We start from the raw sequence: 19399 nt of genomic DNA, 5'->3' as shown, positions 1-19399 counted from the left end.
GCAACACAGATTCGACGCAAGCCCTAGGGGGCGACGAGTCCTAGGTAGCCAAAAGGGGACTGCCATGCTAAGTAAAGAACTTGAAATGACCCTGAACACGGCCTTTACCGTGGCACGCTCCAAGCGCCATGAGTTCATGACCGTTGAGCATCTGCTGCTGGCGCTGCTGGATAATGCTTCCGCTGCGGATGTGCTAAAGGCCTGCGGGGCGAATCTCGATAAATTGCGGTCCGACTTACAGGACTTCATCAATTCGACTACACCGTTGATTCCCGATGACCAGGGGGATCGAGAGACTCAGCCAACACTGGGCTTTCAGCGCGTGTTGCAGCGAGCCGTTTTTCATGTGCAATCTTCCGGGAAAAGTGAAGTCAACGGGGCCAATGTTCTGGTCGCGATCTTCTCCGAGCAGGAAAGCCAGGCGGTATATTTCCTCAAGCAACAGAACGTTGCGCGCGTGGATGCGGTAAATTATATCGCCCATGGCATTTCCAAAGTGGCCGGTCATGGTCCCTCGCCTTCCCAGCCCTCACCCGAAGCGGAAGATGCCGAAGAAGGGGCCTCGGATGGGGCGGCCCATCCGCTTACCGGTTATGCCACCAACCTCAACGAACAGGCCCGGCTGGGCAAGATAGATCCTTTGATCGGCCGTGACCACGAGCTTGAGCGGGTGGTGCAGATTCTCGCCCGGCGGCGCAAGAACAACCCATTGCTGGTGGGTGAAGCCGGGGTGGGCAAGACGGCTATCGCCGAAGGGTTGGCCAAGCGAATCGTGGAAGAAGATGTCCCCGATGTGATCGCTGATGCGGTGGTTTATGCGCTGGATATGGGCGCATTGCTTGCCGGTACCAAATATCGTGGTGATTTCGAAAAACGCTTGAAGAGCCTGCTGGGCGAGCTCAAGAAGCAGCCCCATGCGGTGCTGTTTATCGATGAGATTCACACGGTCATCGGGGCGGGTGCCGCCTCCGGTGGAGTGATGGATGCCTCGAATCTGCTCAAGCCGTTGCTGTCTTCCGGTGAGCTGCGTTGTATCGGGTCGACCACCTTCCAGGAATTCCGCGGGATCTTCGAGAAAGATCGAGCGCTTGCCCGGCGTTTTCAGAAGGTGGATGTGTTGGCGCCGTCAGTCGACGATACCATTCGCATTCTCAAGGGGCTGCGTTCACGCTTTGAAGAACATCATCAGCTGAAGTACACCGACAGTGCCCTGGAAAGTGCGGCGCGTCTGGCCGATCGTTATATCAATGACCGTCATCTGCCCGATAAGGCCATTGACGTGATTGACGAAGCTGGTGCGCATCAACGCATGCTTCCTCCGGAAGTGCGCGTTGACACCATCGACGTGGATCAAGTCGAAGCCATTGTGGCATCGATTGCCCGTATTCCGCCGAAGAGTGTTTCCAGTTCGGATCGCAAGTTGCTGGAAAAACTCGACCGCGACTTGAAAATGCTGGTGTTTGGTCAGGATGAAGCGATCGACAGCTTGGCAGCGGCAATCAAGCTCTCTCGGGCCGGGCTCAAGTCTCCCGACAAGCCGGTAGGCAGCTTCCTGTTTGCCGGACCGACCGGTGTGGGCAAGACCGAAGTGGCCAAGCAGTTGGCGCATATCATGGGTATCGAGCTGGTACGTTTTGATATGTCCGAGTACATGGAGCGCCATACGGTCTCGCGTTTGATCGGTGCCCCCCCGGGCTACGTGGGGTACGACCAGGGTGGCTTGCTCACCGAAGCCATCACCAAACAGCCGCATTGCGTGTTGTTGCTTGATGAGGTCGAAAAGGCGCATCCCGAGGTCTTCAACCTGCTGCTGCAGGTCATGGACCATGGTCGCCTGACCGACAATAACGGTCGTGAAGCAGATTTCCGCCATGTCATCGTGATAATGACCTCGAATGCCGGGGCCGAACAGGCGGCACGCCGTTCGATCGGCTTCCAGCATCAGGATCACTCCACCGATGCGATGGAAGTCATTCGCAAGACGTTCTCACCCGAGTTCCGCAACCGTCTGGATAGCATCATTCAGTTCCATTCCTTGCCTACCTCGGTGGTGCGCAACGTGGTCGACAAGTTCCTGATCGAATTGCAGGCGCAGCTGGACGAGAAACGCGTCCAGCTGGATGTGGATGCTGCGGCGCGTGATTGGCTGGCGGAAAAAGGCTATGACCCGGACATGGGCGCGCGGCCGATGGCTCGGCTGATTCAGGAAAAACTCAAGAAACCTCTAGCCGAAATGATTCTGTTCGGCGAGCTTGCCGAGCACGGTGGGATCGTGCATGTCGGCTTGGAAGATAACGAGCTGACTCTTTCCACCGAGTCGGAAATGGCTGACGCACCCTGAACGGGGTTAGCGGACGCTAAAAGACAGCGCCCTGTCCATGGACGGGGCGTTGTTGTGTCTGGCGGGGGAGAATCCGTCGACAGGAGGGGGCGGCTCAGCGTGAGCGGTAGACGATACGTCCCTTGGACAGGTCGTAAGGCGTCAGTTCTACCTTGACCTTGTCGCCGGTCAGAATGCGAATGTAGTTCTTGCGCATTTTGCCGGAGATATGTGCCGTGACCACGTGGCCGTTTTCCAGCTCGACACGAAACATGGTGTTGGGAAGGGTATCGACGATGACGCCTTCCATTTCAATATGATCTTCGCGTGCCATATAGGCAGTTCCTCACTTGATAAAAAACAGAGACATTCAGAGGTCTTCTGGCGGGCTGAATTACCAGCACGCCGGGAAACAGCGCTATATTGTGCCGTAAGCCCGTCGTCAAGGCAAAAAAGCCGTGCTCATTGGAGGATTAATTGTCGCCAATGACGACCGTCGAGCACTTCCAGCGGCGAAAAAGTCTGTTTGTAGCGCATCTTGCGACATTCTTCGATCCAGTAACCCAAGTATAGATGGGGTAATTGTTTTTTCTGGGCCAGCTCGATCAGCTTGAGAATCGCAAAGGTGCCCAGGGAGCGGCGCTCATAGGCGGGTTCCGCGGCGAAAAAGGTATAAATCGCCGATAACCCGTGCTCCAGCTGGTCGAAGGCGGCGACGGCCACCAACGCATCGCCACAATGCATTTCCATCAACTGGGCATAAGATTCGTTCAGCGTTAAAAATGTACGGTATTGCTCTTCGCTGGGGGGGTACATGTCGCCATCGGCATGGCGCTGGCCGACATAGGCGGCATACAGTGCGTAATGCGCAGGCTCGAAGCGAGCGGGCTTTAGCGTGACGGTCACGTCCTGGTTGCGCTGTTGCAGTTTGCGTTGGGTACGGTTGGGAGTGAATTTATCCACGGGAATGCGAACCGAACGACACGCATTGCAGCCATCGCAATGAGGCCGATATAGATGGCGGCCACTGCGACGAAAACCGAGCAATGAAAGCGAATCGTAAACACCCGGTACCGGCGATTCCTGGGGGTCGAGAAACAACGTAGTGGCTTCCCGGTCTTCGAGGTAGCTACAGGCATGGGGCACGGTGAGGAAGAAGCGCAAATCCCGCACCGGCTTCCGGGGAGCGTTACTGCTCACGGCTTGCCTCCTTGTGAATTAGCTGGTGCCTTCGTCATCAGTGCGGCCGATAGCATCGAGCCAAGGTGATGGAGGAACCTCAGGGGGTTCATCAGGTTGATTGGTTACCTCGAAAGCGTTATCGGGCAACCAGTTTTCAAGATAGTTGATGAACGTCGGACGAGCGATAGTCGTTGCCCCCAAACTGGCCAGATGCGGGGTGTGCATTTGACAGTCAATCAAGTTGCCTCCCTGTCTGAGCATGGCGCCGGCCAAATGCGCCAGAGCCACTTTGGAGGCATCCGGTACCTCAGAAAACATCGATTCTCCAAAAAAGACCGGCCCCATCGCCAGACCATACAAGCCACCCACCAAGCGCTGGTTGTGATGCACCTCGATGCTATGAGCGATACCCAAGCTGTGCAACCGAGCGTAGGCGGCTTTCATCTCGGCGGTGATCCAGGTGCCGGGTTCACCCTGCCGAGGCGCCGCGCAGGCGTCAACCACCTCATGAAAATGTTGGTCTACGCTGATGCTGAACCCACCGTTACGCAAACGCTTGGCCAAGCTACGTCGGCATTTGAAGTCCCCGGGGAACAAGACCATCCGGGGGTTGGGGCTCCACCATAAAATGGGGTCGCCTTCACTATACCAAGGGAAGATACCCTGTCGGTAGGCTTGTACCAGCCACGCCGGGGTAAGCTCTCCACCTGCAGCGAGTAAACCGTTAGGCGAGTTCATCGCCAGGGCCACAGGCGGGAAAGCAGCATGAGCGGGGGGTAACCAAGGTAACATTGCCAATTCCTGTCGGTGATGGTTCGCGAGAAGCCCTGTGACGAGCTCAGGATGCTCGGTATGATGCATTCTCGCAACAGAGTATGAAGTTCGCGTATAAAGAACTTGTAGAAAGCCTGAGTATGAAAGACAGAGTATAAAGACACCCTCTGGGTGCAAAGGGAGAGGTCGCTTGAAACTCGATAAAGCTGCAAACAGGCGGACTGGACAATCAACCGGACGTGGCGGTACCCAGCGCAAGCCACAAAGTAAGGTGGTTTCACCGCGGGTCAATGCCGCCAGGGAAAAGGCGCGCCGTATGGGGTTGAAGTTGCAAGGCTCCGTACGCGAAGGCGTGGTGGTGGTATTGCTGGCGTCATGTACCTTCCTCCTGTTGGCATTGTTCAGTTATCAATCCACGGATCCTGGTTGGTCGCATCGTGGCCCGGAATCGGCAGTCGAAAACTGGATGGGTAGCATTGGCGCCTGGCTTGCCGACGTGCTGTATTCGCTATTCGGCGCCAGTGCGCTTTGGTGGCCTGGAATGCTGGGGTTTGCGGCCTGGTGGTTGATTCGCTCCCGCCAGGTACGTTTCGACGTGGATCCGGTGTCGATTGCGGTACATGCCGGTGGCTTGCTGTTGCTGATTCTGGGCACGACCACGCTCGGGGCCTTGCATTTCTATCACCCGGAAAGCTCTCTGCCTTATGCTTCCGGCGGGATTCTCGGCGAAGGGCTGGTCAGTGCCCTGTTGCCGTTGCTGGGCAGTGGCGGTGTCGGCCTGGTAGCGGTGGCATTCATCTTGAGCGGTTTTCCGCTGTTTACCGGCATGTCCTGGTTAACGGTTGCCGACAAGCTGGGTAGCCAGGCCTATCGTTTGGGTGGTTGGTTGAAAGCAAAACGCAACAATCGCCCGGCCAAACCAGCGCATCACTCAGCTTTTGCTGCCGAGGGTGCCACGGCTGAAGCGGCGGCTAGCAAGAATGACGCCGTACGCCAGGTTGCGCCGGAAAGCCCTGTTACGCCATCCTCTCAGGACAACCCTAGTGCCAGCACTGCAAGCCGCCGTGAACCCAGCCTTGGCACTGCGGCCGGCTCGAATGAGGCTGATCGAACGGCAGAAGGGCAACGATCGGCAAAGGAAACAACGATTCCTTGGGAGGCAACTGAAGAAGAAACGCTCAAGCCAGCACCGGCAGTCAAGCCTGAGCCGGTTTCGTCACGCAAGGAGCCTAGCCTATCGGCATGGGCGGCCGAACCTGACAATGAACCCGCTGCTGAGCTTAGTGGTGCAGATAAGCCCAGCATAAAAGCCTTCGAACCCCGAGAGATACCACAAGAGGTGCCCGCTACCCCGCAGGAACCCGAACTCAAAAAAGAACAAGAAGCCGAGCTGGACCCTGTGCCAGCAGAGCCAGAACTTAAGCCGGAACCGGAACCGGAACCGGAACCGGAATCCAGGCCCACGCCACAACCAGTTTCAGTATCTCCGCCGGCAGAGGCGCCACTTTCGCCAGCCGATATGCCAGAAAAACCCTTGGAACGTGAGAGGGTCCCGGAAGTGGTGCCCGAACCGGTATGGGACGACGAGGAGCCTGAACCCCTGCCCACTTTCCGGGAAACCCCGGCAGCACCGCGAGAGAAGCCGCCTGAGGAGCCGCGTCAGGAAGAGCGCTATGTGTCTCCTCCCGAGGTTTCCATTCCCGAAGCGCCCGAGCGAGAGGCCTTGGAAGAGGTGGCGTCCACGGCGAATGCCGGGGATGAACCAGCGCTATGGACCGTAGAGCACCTGCAGAGCCAGCGTCCGGTGTTCGAAGATATGCCCGAGCCTGAAGGTGAGCTACCCAGCCTGCGATTGCTCACCCCACCGACGCCGCACCAGCCCAACTACACCGAGCAGCAATTGGCGGATATGGCCGAGTTGCTGGAAGTCAGGTTGCGTGAATACGGGGTCAAGGCGGAAGTGGTGGATACCTGGCCTGGGCCGGTGATTACTCGTTTTGAAATCAAGCCCGCTGCTGGGGTCAAGGTTTCCAAGATCAGCAACCTTGCCAAGGATCTGGCGCGCTCCTTGATGGTAAAGAGCGTGCGCGTGGTGGAGGTGATTCCAGGACGCCCCACGGTGGGGATCGAAATTCCCAACCCGCACCGGGCCATGATCCGCCTGCGCGAAGTGATCGACTCCGAGCGCTATCAACAGGAAACCTCACCGTTGACCATGGCATTGGGCCAGGACATCGGCGGTGGACCGGTTGTCGCCAACCTCGGGAAGATGCCACACCTTCTGGTCGCCGGCACCACGGGCTCGGGTAAATCCGTCGGGGTCAACGCCATGTTGATCTCCATGTTGCTCAAGGCCACCCCGGATGAGCTCAAGCTGATCATGGTCGACCCCAAGATGCTGGAACTGTCGGTTTATGATGGCATACCGCATTTGCTGGCGCCGGTGGTCACCGACATGAAGGAAGCAGCCAATGCCCTGCGCTGGTGTGTGGCGGAAATGGAGCGACGCTACAAGCTGATGGCGGCCATGGGCGTGCGCAACATTGCCGGTTTCAATGCGCGCCTGGACGAAGCCAAGCAAGCCGGTGCCCAGGTGGCGGATCCCTTGTGGGAACCTCAGCCTTGGGAAATGCACCAGACGCCGCCGATTCTCGAGAAACTGCCGTATATCGTGGTGGTGATCGATGAGTTCGCCGACATGTTCATGATCGTGGGCAAGAAGGTCGAAGAACTCATCGCGCGGCTGGCACAGAAAGCACGGGCTGCCGGGATTCATCTGATTCTGGCCACGCAGCGCCCCTCGGTGGACGTGGTGACCGGCTTGATCAAGGCCAACATTCCATCGCGAATGGCATTTCAGGTGTCGTCACGGATCGATTCGCGCACCATCCTGGATCAGGGCGGGGCGGAAAGCTTGTTGGGCCATGGCGACATGCTGTATTTGCCCGCCGGCTCAGGTCCCCCCAATCGTATCCACGGTGCCTTTGTCGATGATGATGAAGTCCATCGCGTGGTGGATGACTGGAAGCGGCGCGGCGAACCGCAATTCGTCGAGGAGATCCTTTCCGGAGGCGTTTCCGCCGATGCCTTGACCGGTCTGGAAGCCGAGGGTGTGGATGGCGACGATGCGGAAAAGGATGCACTTTACGATGAAGCCGTGCAGTTCGTGACCGAAACCCGGCGTGCGTCGATCTCCGCAGTACAGAGGCGATTCAAGATCGGTTACAACCGGGCGGCCAGATTGGTGGAAGCCATGGAAGGCGCAGGTGTGGTGACCTCAATGGGAACCAATGGCGCACGGGAAGTGTTGGCGCCACCACCTGTGGGTCATTGAACCGAGCGTTCAGGAATCGTTTTTCCTGGAGCAAGTATGCATGGTGCAATCGTGCATGAAACGTGAAAGCGTCGCCGGTCAGGAAACCCGGCGGCGCTTTTGCCGTCTTACTGAGTAAGTTACTGAGTAAATTACTGAATAAGTTCTTGAGAAGGTCTTCGGATTTCAACGTGATTCGTTGAACAGCCAGTTGAATAATCAAGGCACAGAGTGCCAAGGGAGTTAGCCATGAAAGTAACCGCCCAAAAGGGATACAAGCATTACGCCACTCTGATCACTGCAGTGGCAGGGGTGATGATGGCGCCGATGGCTTGGGCCGATGCTGCGCAAATGTTGACCGAGCGTCTTGACCCGCTACAAACCTATCACGCGGATTTCGAACAGTTGATTTTGGACAGTGCTGGCGAGCGCCTCCAGGAAGCGCAAGGCGAAATGTGGCTGGCTCGTCCCGGGCTTCTGCGTTGGGAAGTGGAGGCGCCTTATTCTCAAGTGGTGGTCTCGACCGGCGACGAAGTGTACATGTACGACCCGGACCTGGAACAGGTCACCGTTCAGGCAGTGGATCAGCGTGTGACCCATACCCCGGCGCTGCTACTCTCCGGGAGCAGTTCGGAGCTCACGGAAAATTACGAAGTGTTCCATAACCGGGAAGAAGGCCGCGATGTGTTCACGTTGGTGCCGATGGGGGCGGATACCCTGTTTGAAGAACTCACCATGTTTTTCGATGACGACACCTTGACGCGTCTGTTGATGACCGATAGCACCGGTCAGCGCACGGCCATCACGTTCAGTGATATCGACTACAATCGGCATATCGATCCAGAGCGTTTCATTTTCGAGGTGCCGGACGGGGTGGATGTGATTCGCGACACCTATTGATTTGATTAATTTTCTTTGTGACTCACTTTCTTTGTGACTCATCTTTTTGATCCGCTTCGTCATCTTGGCTGGCTCGCCAGGCCATGATCTCGGCGAAGCGCTTTTCCTGTCCGAAATCGCTTGGCTGGTAGAACTGCTCATGAGGCAGTGCTTCCGGCCAGCAATCGTGCTCGCTACCCGCCGGGTAGCCTCCGGGTTCGTTGTGAGCGTAGCGATAGCCCTGACCATGCCCCAGAGATTTCATCAGCGCCGTGGGGGCATTGCGTAAATACGTGGGGACTTCCAGTTGCGGCTGTTGCCTGACAAAGGCATTGGCCGCTTTCCAGGCGCTATCGATACGGTTGCTTTTGGGGGCTACCGCCAAGTGAATCGCCGCTTGAGCCAGGGCGCGCTGGCCTTCGTAATCGCCTAAGCGCAAGTAGGCATCCCAGGCGGCCATGACCAAGGGGAGGGCGCGTGGGTCGGCATTACCCACGTCTTCCGAGGCGATGGCCGCTAAACGGCGTACCACGTCCAAAGGATCGCCGCCGCCCTGCATGAAACGGGCCATGTAAAGCAGTGCTGCATCCGGGCGCGAGGAGCGCACGGACTTGTGGATCGCTGAAAGCAGGTCGTAGTAGGCATCGCCCTGCTTATCGAAGGCGCTGGCCTGATGGCCCAGGACATCGGTCAACGCCTCTTGGTTAAGCACTTCCCGGCCATTTTGCTGTTGGGTGAAATCACAGGCGGTTTCAAGCAGTCCCAAGGCACGTCGGGCATCGCCGGCACTGGCGTGCGCCAATTGCTGCAATATCGCTTCGTCTACCTGTATCGACCGGCTTCCCAGCCCGCGCGAGGCATCGTGCAAGGCTCGGTGCATCACCTCGACCAGCTCAGTGTCACTTAGCGGCTTCAATACATAGACCCTGGCTCGCGAAAGCAAGGCGGAGTTGACTTCAAAGGAAGGATTTTCGGTCGTCGCGCCGATCAAGGTAACCAGTCCTGACTCCACATGGGGCAAGAGGGCATCCTGCTGGCTTTTGTTGAGGCGATGAATCTCGTCGAGAAACAGCAGGACCGGCGTGGGGGCGAGTGCCTGGGCGCGTTCGACCACGGCACGCAGCTCCTTGACCCCCGCCATCACGGCACTTAAATGCTCCAGATGCGCACCGGACTCGGCCGCGAGTATCTCGGCTAGCGTGGTTTTGCCTACGCCTGGCGGCCCCCAAAGAATCATGGAGCGAATAACACCGGTTTCCGCCATGCGCCGCAGGGATTTTCCAGCGGCGACCAAGGCTTGTTGGCCGACATAGTCGTCCAGATTGCGTGGGCGCATCCGAAATGCCAAGGGTGCCTGGTCGTGGGGGGTGGCGCGACTAAAAAGATCCATGAGAAACTCCGTAGACCAACCGGCTTTTAGGCGTTGCCTGTGGCAATACCCTACATAGCGGGCTACCTTAGGCATTGGTACTCGCCTATAGACCATCAGCATTATGTGTCATTGAGTGGCGCAAGCCAGTCGAGCGGCATGAGTTGAGGAAGGAGATGATTCGATGTTAAGTCAACTACGTCAAGATCATGCCAATATGGCGCGTATTCTGCACGTTTTGCAGCTCAAGTATAAAACCCTGGATAAAGGGGAACGCCCGAATTTTCAGTTGATGCGGGAAGTCGTCGACTACATCCTGTCCTACATGGAGGGGTTCACCCAGCCGATCGAACGGGTGTGCGTCGATTATCTTCAAACCAAAGCGCCGGAACATGCCAAGCTTGGCAAGCAGATGGCGGAGGATTATCGAGCGCTTCACGGTCGCCTCAAGCGTCTTTCCAATGATATCGACATGATCCTGATGGATGCGATAGTGCCGATGGATCGCTTCGCTGCCGACCTCAAGGCTTATGTGGAAACGCATCGTCGTTATCTGCGCCAGGAACGTGAAGAGCTGTTTCCCTTGATTGGCGAGCATTTGAATGAAGAGGAAATGCAGCAGCTCAAGAAGACACTGCCAGATGGCACGGAGCAAGCGCTAAAGCGCTTGCAAGAAGCCTACCCCGAGATTTACGCAGAATTGCGTGAAGCAGAAGTCCCATCTTTTTGAGCGACGTTAAAGTCGCTATCACCTGATCAAGGCATGGTAGCATGGCGTTTTTTAGGGCCGAGTGGATGTTTTGATGCTTGTCGAAAGCGCCATGGCCGGGCCGGTACTGATATTTGATTCCGGTGTCGGTGGGTTGTCCGTTGTCGCTGAATTGCGCGCTCATAACCCGGGGGTGGCCCTGTGCTACGCCTGTGATAATGCCATGTTGCCTTATGGGACCCGCGAAGATGACTGGCTGACTGCGCGCATTCTTGCGGTATGCAGTGCGGCTGTTGATGCCTGTCGTCCAAGCGTATTGGTCGTGGCTTGTAATACCGCCAGTACCCTGGCATTGGGCAAGCTGCGCGAATATTTGAGTATTCCCGTCGTGGGTACGGTGCCGGCGATAAAGCCTGCCGCTCAGGCAAGCCGGACGCGTCACATCGGTCTTCTGGCCACCAGTGCCACCATCGCTCGGCCTTATACCCATCGCTTGATCGATGCCTTTGCCGTTGACTGCCAGGTGACGCGAGTCGCTGCCGATGAGTTGGTCGTGGAGGCGGAAACCCTGTTGGCGACGGGGAAGGCGCCGGATACCACGCGAATCAACGCCGTTTTGTCGCCGCTGTGGCAGGCTACCCGCCAGACTCCGGCAATGGATACGGTGGTGCTTGGCTGCACGCATTTTCCATTGCTGCTGCCCTGGTTGGTCGAGCTTGCCCCATGCCCCCTGAACTGGATCGATTCCAGTCCTGCGATTGCCCGCCGAGTCGCCCAGGTAGCCCCTGATCTAGCTAGCCACCCGCTTGATGGAACCTGCTTCACCACAGCACCTATCAAGATGCTTGAACCCAGACTTGCCGCTTATGGCTTTGTCGATTTTCATCTGCTGGTCATACCTCAAACATCCTGAGATTCACCTTGGCTTAACATAGGTATCAGGTGTTTTTATTGGCCCGCAGTGTCCTACTCACCGTATCGATTCGACCTACCATGCCGTCATTGAGAGGAGCTCCTTTGGCTATTCCCGTTGTTGACCCCGCCCATTACACCGGGCAATTGGCTGAAAAGCGTGAGCAGATCATCCATGACTTTGCCTGTTTCGAGCCTCCCGAGCTTGAGGTATTCACTTCGCCTCCCAGCCACTACCGTCAGCGCTGCGAATTTCGCATCTGGCATGAAGGCGACGATCTATTTTATGCCATGTTTGAGGTCGACCCGGAAAACCCCAAAGACAAGCGCATCGTGCGGATGGACCAATACCCTGTGGCAAGCCGCCGAATCAATGAGCTGATGCCACGGCTGCGTGAAGCGTTTCTGGAAAGCGATGTCTTGCGACGCAAGCTCTTTCAGGTGGAATTTCTGACTACCCTTTCCGGAGAAGCGTTGGTCACGCTGGTGTATCACCGACCACTGGAGGATGCCTGGGAAGCACAGGCGCGCGCCTTGGAGGTTCGATTGGGAATCATGATAATCGGACGTTCGCGCAAGCAACGGTTGGTGCTCAGCCGTGACCATGTGTGGGAACGACTGGAAGTGGATGGTCGGGAACTGGTCTATCAGCAAGTGGAAAACAGCTTTACTCAACCCAATGCGCAGATATGCCGGGCCATGTTGAGCTGGGCGCGTGAGGTGACCCAAGGCAGTGAGTCAGCGGATCTGGTGGAGCTTTATTGCGGCAACGGCAATTTTACCGTGGCATTAGCGGAAAATTTTCGCCGTGTATTGGCAACGGAAATTTCACGCACGTCGGTCGCAAGTGCCAACGTCAACCTGCAAGCCAATCAGGTGAGTAACGCTCAAGTGGCACGTATGTCCGCGGAAGAGTTCTCGCAGGCGTTGAAAGGCGAGAAGAAAGGGCGGCGGGTATCCGAGATGGCGCTGGAAGACTATGCCTTTTCAACGGTGCTGGTGGACCCGCCACGTGCCGGGCTGGATGAGGAAAGCTGTCGGCAACTTAGCGAATATCAACGAATTGTCTATATTTCATGCAATCCGGCTACCTTGTTTGATAACTTGCAGGTACTGACGAGCACTCATCGAATAACGCGATTTGCGTTGTTTGACCAGTTCCCTTTCACCGAACATTGTGAATGTGGGGTGCTGTTGCAGCGAATCGATGGTGCGCAAGAGAGGCTTGATGCCTGATCGGTATGCGTCATGAGCAAGATGGCAGTGGCTAGGGTGTGGCGACTCACTAGAGTAAGCTAGAGTTCAAGGTGGGCCAATGGCCTGTTGTCATGTGTTTTTCGGCCAATTACTGGCCCGGGCAGTCGAGGTGATGGATGCATTACGTTGCAATCGAAGAAAGTCGGCAAGATATACTCAAGCAGTTGCGAGAACGCCTGCAAAGCCGTCTGGATGCCCCTCGCGCTGCTGCGATTGAGGCGTTTGCCCGTCATTTCTATGCCACGGTGCCAGTCGAAGATCTTATCGACCGTCGTTTGGATGACCTTTATGGGGCGACTCTTTCGGTCTGGCAGTTTTTGCAACACCATGAACCGGAAAAACCCAAGGTCCGTGTGTTCAACCCGGATTTCGAAGAGCACGGTTGGCAATCCACGCATACCTTCGTGGCGGTATTGAATGAGGACATGCCGTTTCTGGTCGACTCGGTACGCATCGAGCTCAACCGCCGTGGCTTGACGGTGCATGCTATTCAAAATGCGGTGGTGGCGGTGGAACGTGATAGCCAGCACCAGCTGAAAACCCTGGCATCGCCGCGTGACGAGAACGCTCCCTTGAGACGGGAGTCACTGATTGTGATCGAGGTCGACCGGCATACCGACCCTTCCTCGCTCCAGGATATCGAAGTTCAGCTACACAAGATTCTGCGAGATGTACGCACGGCCGTGCGCGATTACGATGCCATGTGCGAGCGTATCAGGGAGTCTATCCAGGAAATCGAAAGAGTCTGTCCTCCGCAGGTCGACCCGGATGACCATGAGGAAGCGATTGCCTTTCTCGAGTGGCTGCTCAAGGATAATTTTACCCTGCTGGGGTACGACGAATATGTGCTTGAGCAAGGTGAGCTAAAGCGCGATGACAAGAGTGTGCTGGGGGTATTCCGATTGAACCAGCCTCGTTACCGCGAGCGCATTCGGACTTCCGAAGGCGTTGATGAGAATCACGGCTATGTCGTGGTGCCCCAGCTACTCTCGTTTGCCAAAAGTGCTCATCATTCCCGGATTCATCGCCCGACATACCCGGATTACATCACTGTTGACCGCTATGACGAACAAGGCAACGTGGTTGGCGAACGGCGCTTTTTCGGTTTGTTCACCGCCACGGTCTATAACGAATCACCCCGTAATATTCCGCTGCTCAGGCGCAAGCTCAAGGCGGTGATGGACATTGCCGGTTTCAACCCCCAAGGGCATGATGGCAAGCAGCTTTTGCAGGTATTGGAAGTCTTCCCCCGTGACGATCTGTTCCAGATCGATACCGAATCGCTGGCCAGCACTGCCCTGGGTATTCTCAATATCCGTGAGCGGCGGCAGGTTCGGTTGTTCATCCGCGCTGATCTCAGCGGCAAGTTCTATTCCTGCCTGGTGTTCGTGCCGCGTGATGTCTTTGCCACCGACTTGCGCCAGCGTCTGCAAAATATGCTGTGTGAAGAGCTGGATGCCCATTTTGGCGACTTCAACACCTACCTCTCCGAATCGATATTGGCGCGCATTCAGCTGGTATTGCGCTTCAATGGCGAAACGCCCAAAGATTTCGATATCAAGCGCCTGGAAGCTAAGGTGGCGCAATTGGCGCGCAGTTGGCGCGATGAACTGCATGCCGCGATGATCGAAGGATTCGGCGAAGAACAAGCCAATCATTTGATGGATGATTTTCGCGATGCGTTTTCCGCCAGCTATCGTGACGATTACGGCGCGCGTACCGCGGTGTTCGATCTTCAGCATCTGGTGGAACTGGATAATGGCAAAGACCTGTCCTTGTCGTTATATCGACCGCTGGAGGAACAAGGCGGCGGGGTCAATCTCAAACTGTTCCATAAGCAGACCCAGATCCCGCTTTCCGATGTGTTGCCGATGATGGAAAACCTGGGCTTGAGAGTGGTAGGGGAGCGGCCCTATGAAATCGATGCAGCCCATATGCGTTACTGGATTCATGATTTCGAACTCGAGCACAGCCGTAGCGAGAGCGTGAGCTTGAGTGAAATGCGTGACTCCTTTGTCGAGGCCTTCCAGCATATCTGGTCGGGAAAGGCCGAAAATGACGCCTACAATCGCTTGATCATCGTTGCCAACCTGGGGTGGCGAGAAGTCGCCATGCTGCGTGGTTACGCACGCTATCTGAAGCAGATTCGTTTCGGCATGTCCCAGGATTACATTGCCGCCACGCTTGCCAATCATCCCGAGATTACCCGCAGCCTGGTGGAACTGTTCAGCCTGCGTTTCGATCCGTCTCGACAAGAGGCGAGTACCGAAGGCTGTCTGGCACGTCTGCAGGAACAGCTCGATGGCGTGGCGAGCTTGAACGACGATCAACTGGTTCGTCGCTTCATGGAACTGATAATGGCGACGCTGCGAACCAATTACTATCAATTGACCGAAAGCGGCGAACCCAAGGATTACATCGCCTACAAGCTGGAGCCCTCCAAAGTCACCGGGATGCCCAAGCCGCGTCCGATGTACGAAATCTTCATGTGTTCGCCTCGGGTCGAAGGGGTGCATCTGCGTGGTGGCAAGGTGGCACGCGGTGGGCTACGTTGGTCGGATCGCCACGAGGATTACCGTACCGAAGTGCTGGGGCTGGTCAAGGCGCAGCAAGTCAAGAATGCGGTGATCGTGCCGGTGGGCGCCAAAGGCGGCTTCATATGCAAACGCATGCCGGAAAACCCTGATCGCGATACGCTGCAACGTGAAGGGATCATCTGCTACAAGACCTTCATTCGGGCACTGCTGGACGTAACCGATAACCTGGTAGGTGGTGAAGTGGTGCCGCCGTCGAGCGTGGTACGCCATGATGAAGCCGATGCTTACCTGGTGGTAGCCGCCGACAAGGGCACGGCGACCTTTTCCGACATTGCCAATGAAATCTCGCTGGAATACGGCCACTGGCTGGGGGATGCCTTTGCCTCGGGGGGTGCCAATGGTTACGACCACAAAAAAATGGGAATTACCGCTCGCGGTGCCTGGGAGTCGGTCAAACGTCATTTCCGCAGCCTGAATATCGATACTCAGCAAGAGCCCTTCACGGTGGTGGGTATCGGTGACATGGGCGGAGATGTCTTCGGTAACGGCATGCTGCTCTCCGACAAGATTCGCCTGGTGGGTGCGTTCAACCACCTGCATATCTTTGTCGACCCCACCCCGGATGCCGAAACCAGCTTTGGGGAGCGTAAGCGCCTGTTCGACATGCCCCGCTCCAGTTGGGATGATTACAGCCGTGAACTGATTTCCGAAGGCGGCGGGATTTTCAGCCGAAGCGCCAAATCCATAGCGATCACCAAGCCGATGCAAAGCGCTTTGGGTATTACACAAACGCACCTTTCTCCCAATGAATTGATTCGTGCCATGCTCAAATCCTCGGTGGATTTGCTCTGGAACGGCGGCATCGGTACCTACGTCAAAAGCAGCGAGGAAAGCGACGCCGATGTGGGCGACAAGACCAATGACGCCTTGCGCATCAATGGCACCGAGCTCAATTGTCGAGTGGTGGGTGAAGGCGGCAACCTGGGCCTGACCCAACGCGGGCGCATGGAGGCCGCTGAGCGAGGCGTGCTGCTGTATACCGATTTCATCGATAATGCGGGTGGGGTCAACTGCTCCGACCATGAGGTCAATATCAAGATATTGATCGACGAAGTGGTCAAACGCGGTGACATGACCGAGAAACAGCGCAATCAGCTCCTGGCGGACATGACCGAAGAGGTCTCTGAACTGGTGATTAGGGATAATTATCGCCAGACCCAGGCGCTGGATTTATCGGCGCTGTTATCGCGTCAAAGCATCGGGCCTTTCCGGCGTTTCATCAGTGAGCTGGAAGCTGCGGGTCAAATTGACCGTGAACTTGAATTTCTGCCAACCGATGAAGTGATCAAGGAGCGTGCCGGAAGCGGCCAGGGAATGACATTGCCGGAATTGGCGGTATTGATTTCCTATGCCAAGAGCACCCTGAAAGGCGATTTGATTGCCTCGGAAGTGCCGGATGATCCGATCATTACCCGCTACCTGGAGCGAGTATTCCCCAAGGTGCTGGTCGAGCGCTTCAAGCCCGAGATGTACGATCACCGTCTCAGGCGTGAAATTGTGGCGACCCAGGTTGCCAATGACTTGGTGGATCACATGGGCGTCGTGTTCACTCGCCGTTTGATGGATTCCACGGGGGCGGGGCGCGCCGATATCGCCCGCGCTTATATCGTGGCCCGCGACAGCTTCAATTTATCCGAGCTTTGGCAGCAGATAGAGGCCTTGGACAATCAGGTCGAAAGCCGGGTGCAGTATTCCATGATGCTGGATGTCATGCGGATGTTGCGCCGCGCGACGCGCTGGTTCCTGCGTCAACATCTGGGTCTTGCGACTCAGGAGGCCATCGAGTACTTCGGCCCGCGTCTTGGGCAATTGCAGGAAGATATCGGTGAGCTTCTGCGTGGTGAAGAACAGGCACGCTGGGAGAAGCGCCGTGACCAGCTGCTCGAGGCCGGTGCCCCGGCTACCTTGGCTGCCTCAGTGGCGGCTGCGCCGAGCCTGTATGCCGGGCTGGGTATCATTCAGACGGCACGCCAGACCAACGAAAAACCTCAACGAGTGGCGGAGGTATTCTACGAAATCGGCAGTCGCCTGGAACTGCCGTGGATGATTCAGCAGGTCACCGAGTTGGATGTGCGTGACAGCTGGCAGGCGCAAGCGCGGGAAACGTTCCGCGACGATATCGATCGTCAACAGCTGGCGCTTACCAGTAGCGTGCTCAAACTAGAGGCCGGAAATCGCGACACTCAGGAGAGAGTGGCGCAATGGCTGGAGCTTCACGCTCACTTGCATCAGCGTTGGTGCCGCCTGATCGAAGAGGTGCGCAGCGGTAATGAGGGTGGTTTTGCCTTGTTTGCCGTCGCGGTACGCGAGCTGGTGGATCTGGCAGAGAGCGATAGCGAAAGCTAGCAGTGACGCAATAGTGGGATGTTCGCAATAGCGGGACGTTCCAGCCCCCAACCCCGTGCTCGGGAACGAGCGCGGGGTTCGTCGTTATCTAGAAGCGCGTAATACCTCTTCCTGAGTCGCGTAGCGCGAAGGGAGTATAGGGACTCCTCCCCGGTTGCAAGCGCCGATGTCTGAAAAACGTAAGCCGATGCGTGCGTATAGTCGGTCTTAGTGGGGTAGCTAACCCCTGACCCTAATGAATGACGCGCGCCTTCTCTCCTCAGAGGGGAGGTGGCTTCTAAAAGCCCAACCCTTCGACAGGTTTTGAGAAGGCCGGTCTGACCTGTTTTTCATCTTTCGGTGCTCGGCAACAAGGTGGCAATCCAGGCCGCTTGGCTAACCGTGATAGTGTGGATTTATACCGCTGCCGNGACGGTAAGGTGTTTTCCGACAAAGTATTGCCCAGGCAATACGGACATTTTTGTTGGCGAGCGCAACGGCCGCCCTGTTTTTGCCAACACGACTGACTAAATCACGTAACCACCGACTTCTGGCATCTTGTTTATCGCCCAGGACACGAATGGCGGCGTGCCCCCCTCGTATAAGCGCGCATTTAAGGGATAGTTGCCCAGTGCGCCCAATGCCTCGCATCGTGGCCGAGCGCCGCCGCTACTATATTGCTTTGGCGTCAGGCCAATGTAGGCAGAGGCCTGACGGCCATTCTGGAAAGCTCGACCGTCACCTAACGCACTGTAAAGTTGCGTCGCTGATACCATGCCGATACCTTCAATGGCCATCAGTTGACGGCAGGGGGCGAACGCACGACTGACTTGCTCCACTTGTTGATCAAGATTCAGAAGGCGGTTGTTGAGTTGCTCCAGTTCTTCCATTTGCTCAGTCAGCAGCTGACGCATCAACATGGTCAGTTCATTTTCTGCATCTTCGACTGCCCGCCAAACGGCTTGGGTCAGTGATTTTTGTCGACGGCCACAAATAATGCCGTATTCCTGTAATAGACCATGCATCTGGCGGCTCAATCGAGTCCGTTGCTTGATACAGCGATCACGGATTCGCTGCAGACTCTGGATGTCCTGTTGTTCTATTGCCTTGGTAGGCACGAAACGCATATCAGGGCGTAAACCAGCCTCGACAATCGCCAGCGCATCATTGGCATCCGTTTTATGTCCCTTGCGAAACGGGGTGACGAACTGGGGTGAAATCAGCCCGACGGCATGCCCTAACGCCTTTATTTGTCGTGCCCAATAATGTGAACCCCCGCATGCTTCCATAAAGACCCGGCATGGGGGCTGCTGACGCAGGAAGTCGAGCACTTCTCGTCGCTTCAGTGCCTTGTTGACGTGAACTTTCTGGTTGCGTGTATCAACGATGCACACTTGGAAAACCCGCTTTGCCAAATCAATTCCAATCGCTTTATGCTGATGCATGACGCTTCTCCTTTTTCCATTGATGCACGTAGTGACTATCCATGTAGCTCGATGAAGCTTTAGGAGGGGAGGAGTCCCGTTCATTGGGGATACAAGCGCCTTGTGTTCTTACGCAAATGATACTAAGCTGTAAGTCATGAAAACCGAACGCGCCTACAAGTACCGATTCTACCCGACGCCCGAGCAGGAAATCCTTCTGGCGCGGACGTTTGGGTGCGTGCGGTTTGTCTGGAACGCGGTGCTGCGACATCGCACCGATGCGTTTTACGAGCGCAAAGAGAAAATCGGCTACAACGACGCCAGCGCCTTCCTGACCC

General features: G+C 56.4%; 13 protein-coding genes. 8 read left to right on the top strand and 5 right to left on the bottom strand.

Annotated elements, in window-relative coordinates; translation table 11 throughout:
- The first annotated feature begins 64 nt into the window (after positions 1 to 64).
- Entirely contained in the window at positions 65 to 2341 is a 2277-nt protein-coding gene (gene clpA / locus DU506_RS16735; RefSeq protein ID WP_114488032.1) for an ATP-dependent Clp protease ATP-binding subunit ClpA, read from the top strand.
- Between the two features lie 94 nt (positions 2342 to 2435).
- On the opposite strand, the gene infA is transcribed toward clpA, so the two are convergent.
- The 3 genes from infA to aat form a co-directional block, all read right to left on the bottom strand.
- Positions 2436 to 2654 carry a translation initiation factor IF-1 gene (gene infA, locus DU506_RS16730; protein WP_007111068.1) on the bottom strand — a complete coding sequence of 73 codons (219 nt, stop codon included), beginning with the start codon at positions 2652 to 2654 and terminating at the stop codon, positions 2436 to 2438.
- Between the two features lie 128 nt (positions 2655 to 2782).
- On the bottom strand, positions 2783 to 3520 hold the full coding sequence (locus DU506_RS16725) for an arginyltransferase (protein ID WP_114488031.1): 738 nt from the start codon (positions 3518 to 3520) through the stop codon (positions 2783 to 2785).
- Between the two features lie 18 nt (positions 3521 to 3538).
- Positions 3539 to 4294, bottom strand: coding sequence for a leucyl/phenylalanyl-tRNA--protein transferase (aat, locus tag DU506_RS16720; protein WP_114488030.1), 756 nt, complete (start codon positions 4292 to 4294; stop codon positions 3539 to 3541).
- A 172-nt stretch (positions 4295 to 4466) separates the two neighbouring features.
- Between aat and DU506_RS16715 the strand changes: the two genes are divergently transcribed.
- A complete protein-coding gene (locus DU506_RS16715) occupies positions 4467 to 7610 on the top strand; it encodes a DNA translocase FtsK (protein ID WP_114488029.1) in 3144 nt (1047 codons plus the stop codon).
- 228 nt (positions 7611 to 7838) lie between these two features.
- Positions 7839 to 8489, top strand: a complete 651-nt coding sequence (gene lolA / locus DU506_RS16710) for an outer membrane lipoprotein periplasmic chaperone LolA (protein ID WP_114488028.1) — start codon at positions 7839 to 7841, stop codon at positions 8487 to 8489.
- A gap of 22 nt (positions 8490 to 8511) precedes the next feature.
- Here lolA and DU506_RS16705 read toward each other — a convergent pair whose 3' ends face one another.
- Complete coding sequence (locus DU506_RS16705) at positions 8512 to 9858, bottom strand: replication-associated recombination protein A (protein ID WP_114488027.1); 1347 nt, start codon at positions 9856 to 9858, stop codon at positions 8512 to 8514.
- Positions 9859 to 10021: 163 nt separating this feature from the next.
- Here DU506_RS16705 and DU506_RS16700 point away from each other — a divergent pair, with 163 nt between their 5' ends.
- From DU506_RS16700 to DU506_RS16685, 4 genes are all read left to right on the top strand, one after another.
- Entirely contained in the window at positions 10022 to 10567 is a 546-nt protein-coding gene (locus DU506_RS16700; RefSeq protein WP_114488026.1) for a hemerythrin domain-containing protein, read from the top strand.
- Between the two features lie 91 nt (positions 10568 to 10658).
- Positions 10659 to 11459: a glutamate racemase gene (gene murI, locus DU506_RS16695; protein ID WP_114488041.1), complete on the top strand. Its 801-nt coding sequence runs from the start codon at positions 10659 to 10661 to the stop codon at positions 11457 to 11459.
- Between the two features lie 104 nt (positions 11460 to 11563).
- Positions 11564 to 12694, top strand: coding sequence for a tRNA (uridine(54)-C5)-methyltransferase TrmA (gene trmA / locus DU506_RS16690; RefSeq protein ID WP_114488025.1), 1131 nt, complete (start codon positions 11564 to 11566; stop codon positions 12692 to 12694).
- A gap of 137 nt (positions 12695 to 12831) precedes the next feature.
- Positions 12832 to 17658, top strand: a complete 4827-nt coding sequence (locus tag DU506_RS16685; RefSeq protein ID WP_114488024.1) for an NAD-glutamate dehydrogenase — start codon at positions 12832 to 12834, stop codon at positions 17656 to 17658.
- A gap of 506 nt (positions 17659 to 18164) precedes the next feature.
- Here the strand turns inward: DU506_RS16685 and DU506_RS16680 are convergent.
- Positions 18165 to 19082, bottom strand: a complete 918-nt coding sequence (locus DU506_RS16680) for an IS110 family RNA-guided transposase (RefSeq protein ID WP_181870795.1) — start codon at positions 19080 to 19082, stop codon at positions 18165 to 18167.
- Positions 19083 to 19218: 136 nt separating this feature from the next.
- Here DU506_RS16680 and DU506_RS16675 point away from each other — a divergent pair.
- On the top strand, positions 19219 to 19399 hold a 181-nt coding region (locus DU506_RS16675; RefSeq protein WP_181870794.1), incomplete at its 3' end, for a helix-turn-helix domain-containing protein.

It is taken from the genome of Vreelandella rituensis (genome assembly GCF_003336665.1).
Lineage (GTDB): Bacteria > Pseudomonadota > Gammaproteobacteria > Pseudomonadales > Halomonadaceae > Vreelandella > Vreelandella rituensis.
Note: the sequence above shows the minus strand (reverse complement) of the source record. Positions and strands in the feature narration are given on the sequence as shown.

Excerpts from the sequence above, each read along its gene's own strand:
- clpA (WP_114488032.1), top strand. The coding sequence starts at position 65 with ATGCTAAGTAAAGAACTTGAAATGACCCTGAACACGGCCTTTACCGTG.
- infA (WP_007111068.1), bottom strand. The coding sequence starts at position 2,654 with ATGGCACGCGAAGATCATATTGAAATGGAAGGCGTCATCGTCGATACC.
- aat (WP_114488030.1), bottom strand. The coding sequence starts at position 4,294 with ATGTTACCTTGGTTACCCCCCGCTCATGCTGCTTTCCCGCCTGTGGCC.
- lolA (WP_114488028.1), top strand. The coding sequence starts at position 7,839 with ATGAAAGTAACCGCCCAAAAGGGATACAAGCATTACGCCACTCTGATC.
- DU506_RS16705 (WP_114488027.1), bottom strand. The coding sequence starts at position 9,858 with ATGGATCTTTTTAGTCGCGCCACCCCCCACGACCAGGCACCCTTGGCA.
- DU506_RS16700 (WP_114488026.1), top strand. The coding sequence starts at position 10,022 with ATGTTAAGTCAACTACGTCAAGATCATGCCAATATGGCGCGTATTCTG.
- murI (WP_114488041.1), top strand. The coding sequence starts at position 10,659 with ATGGCCGGGCCGGTACTGATATTTGATTCCGGTGTCGGTGGGTTGTCC.
- DU506_RS16685 (WP_114488024.1), top strand. The coding sequence starts at position 12,832 with ATGCATTACGTTGCAATCGAAGAAAGTCGGCAAGATATACTCAAGCAG.
- DU506_RS16680 (WP_181870795.1), bottom strand. The coding sequence starts at position 19,082 with ATGCATCAGCATAAAGCGATTGGAATTGATTTGGCAAAGCGGGTTTTC.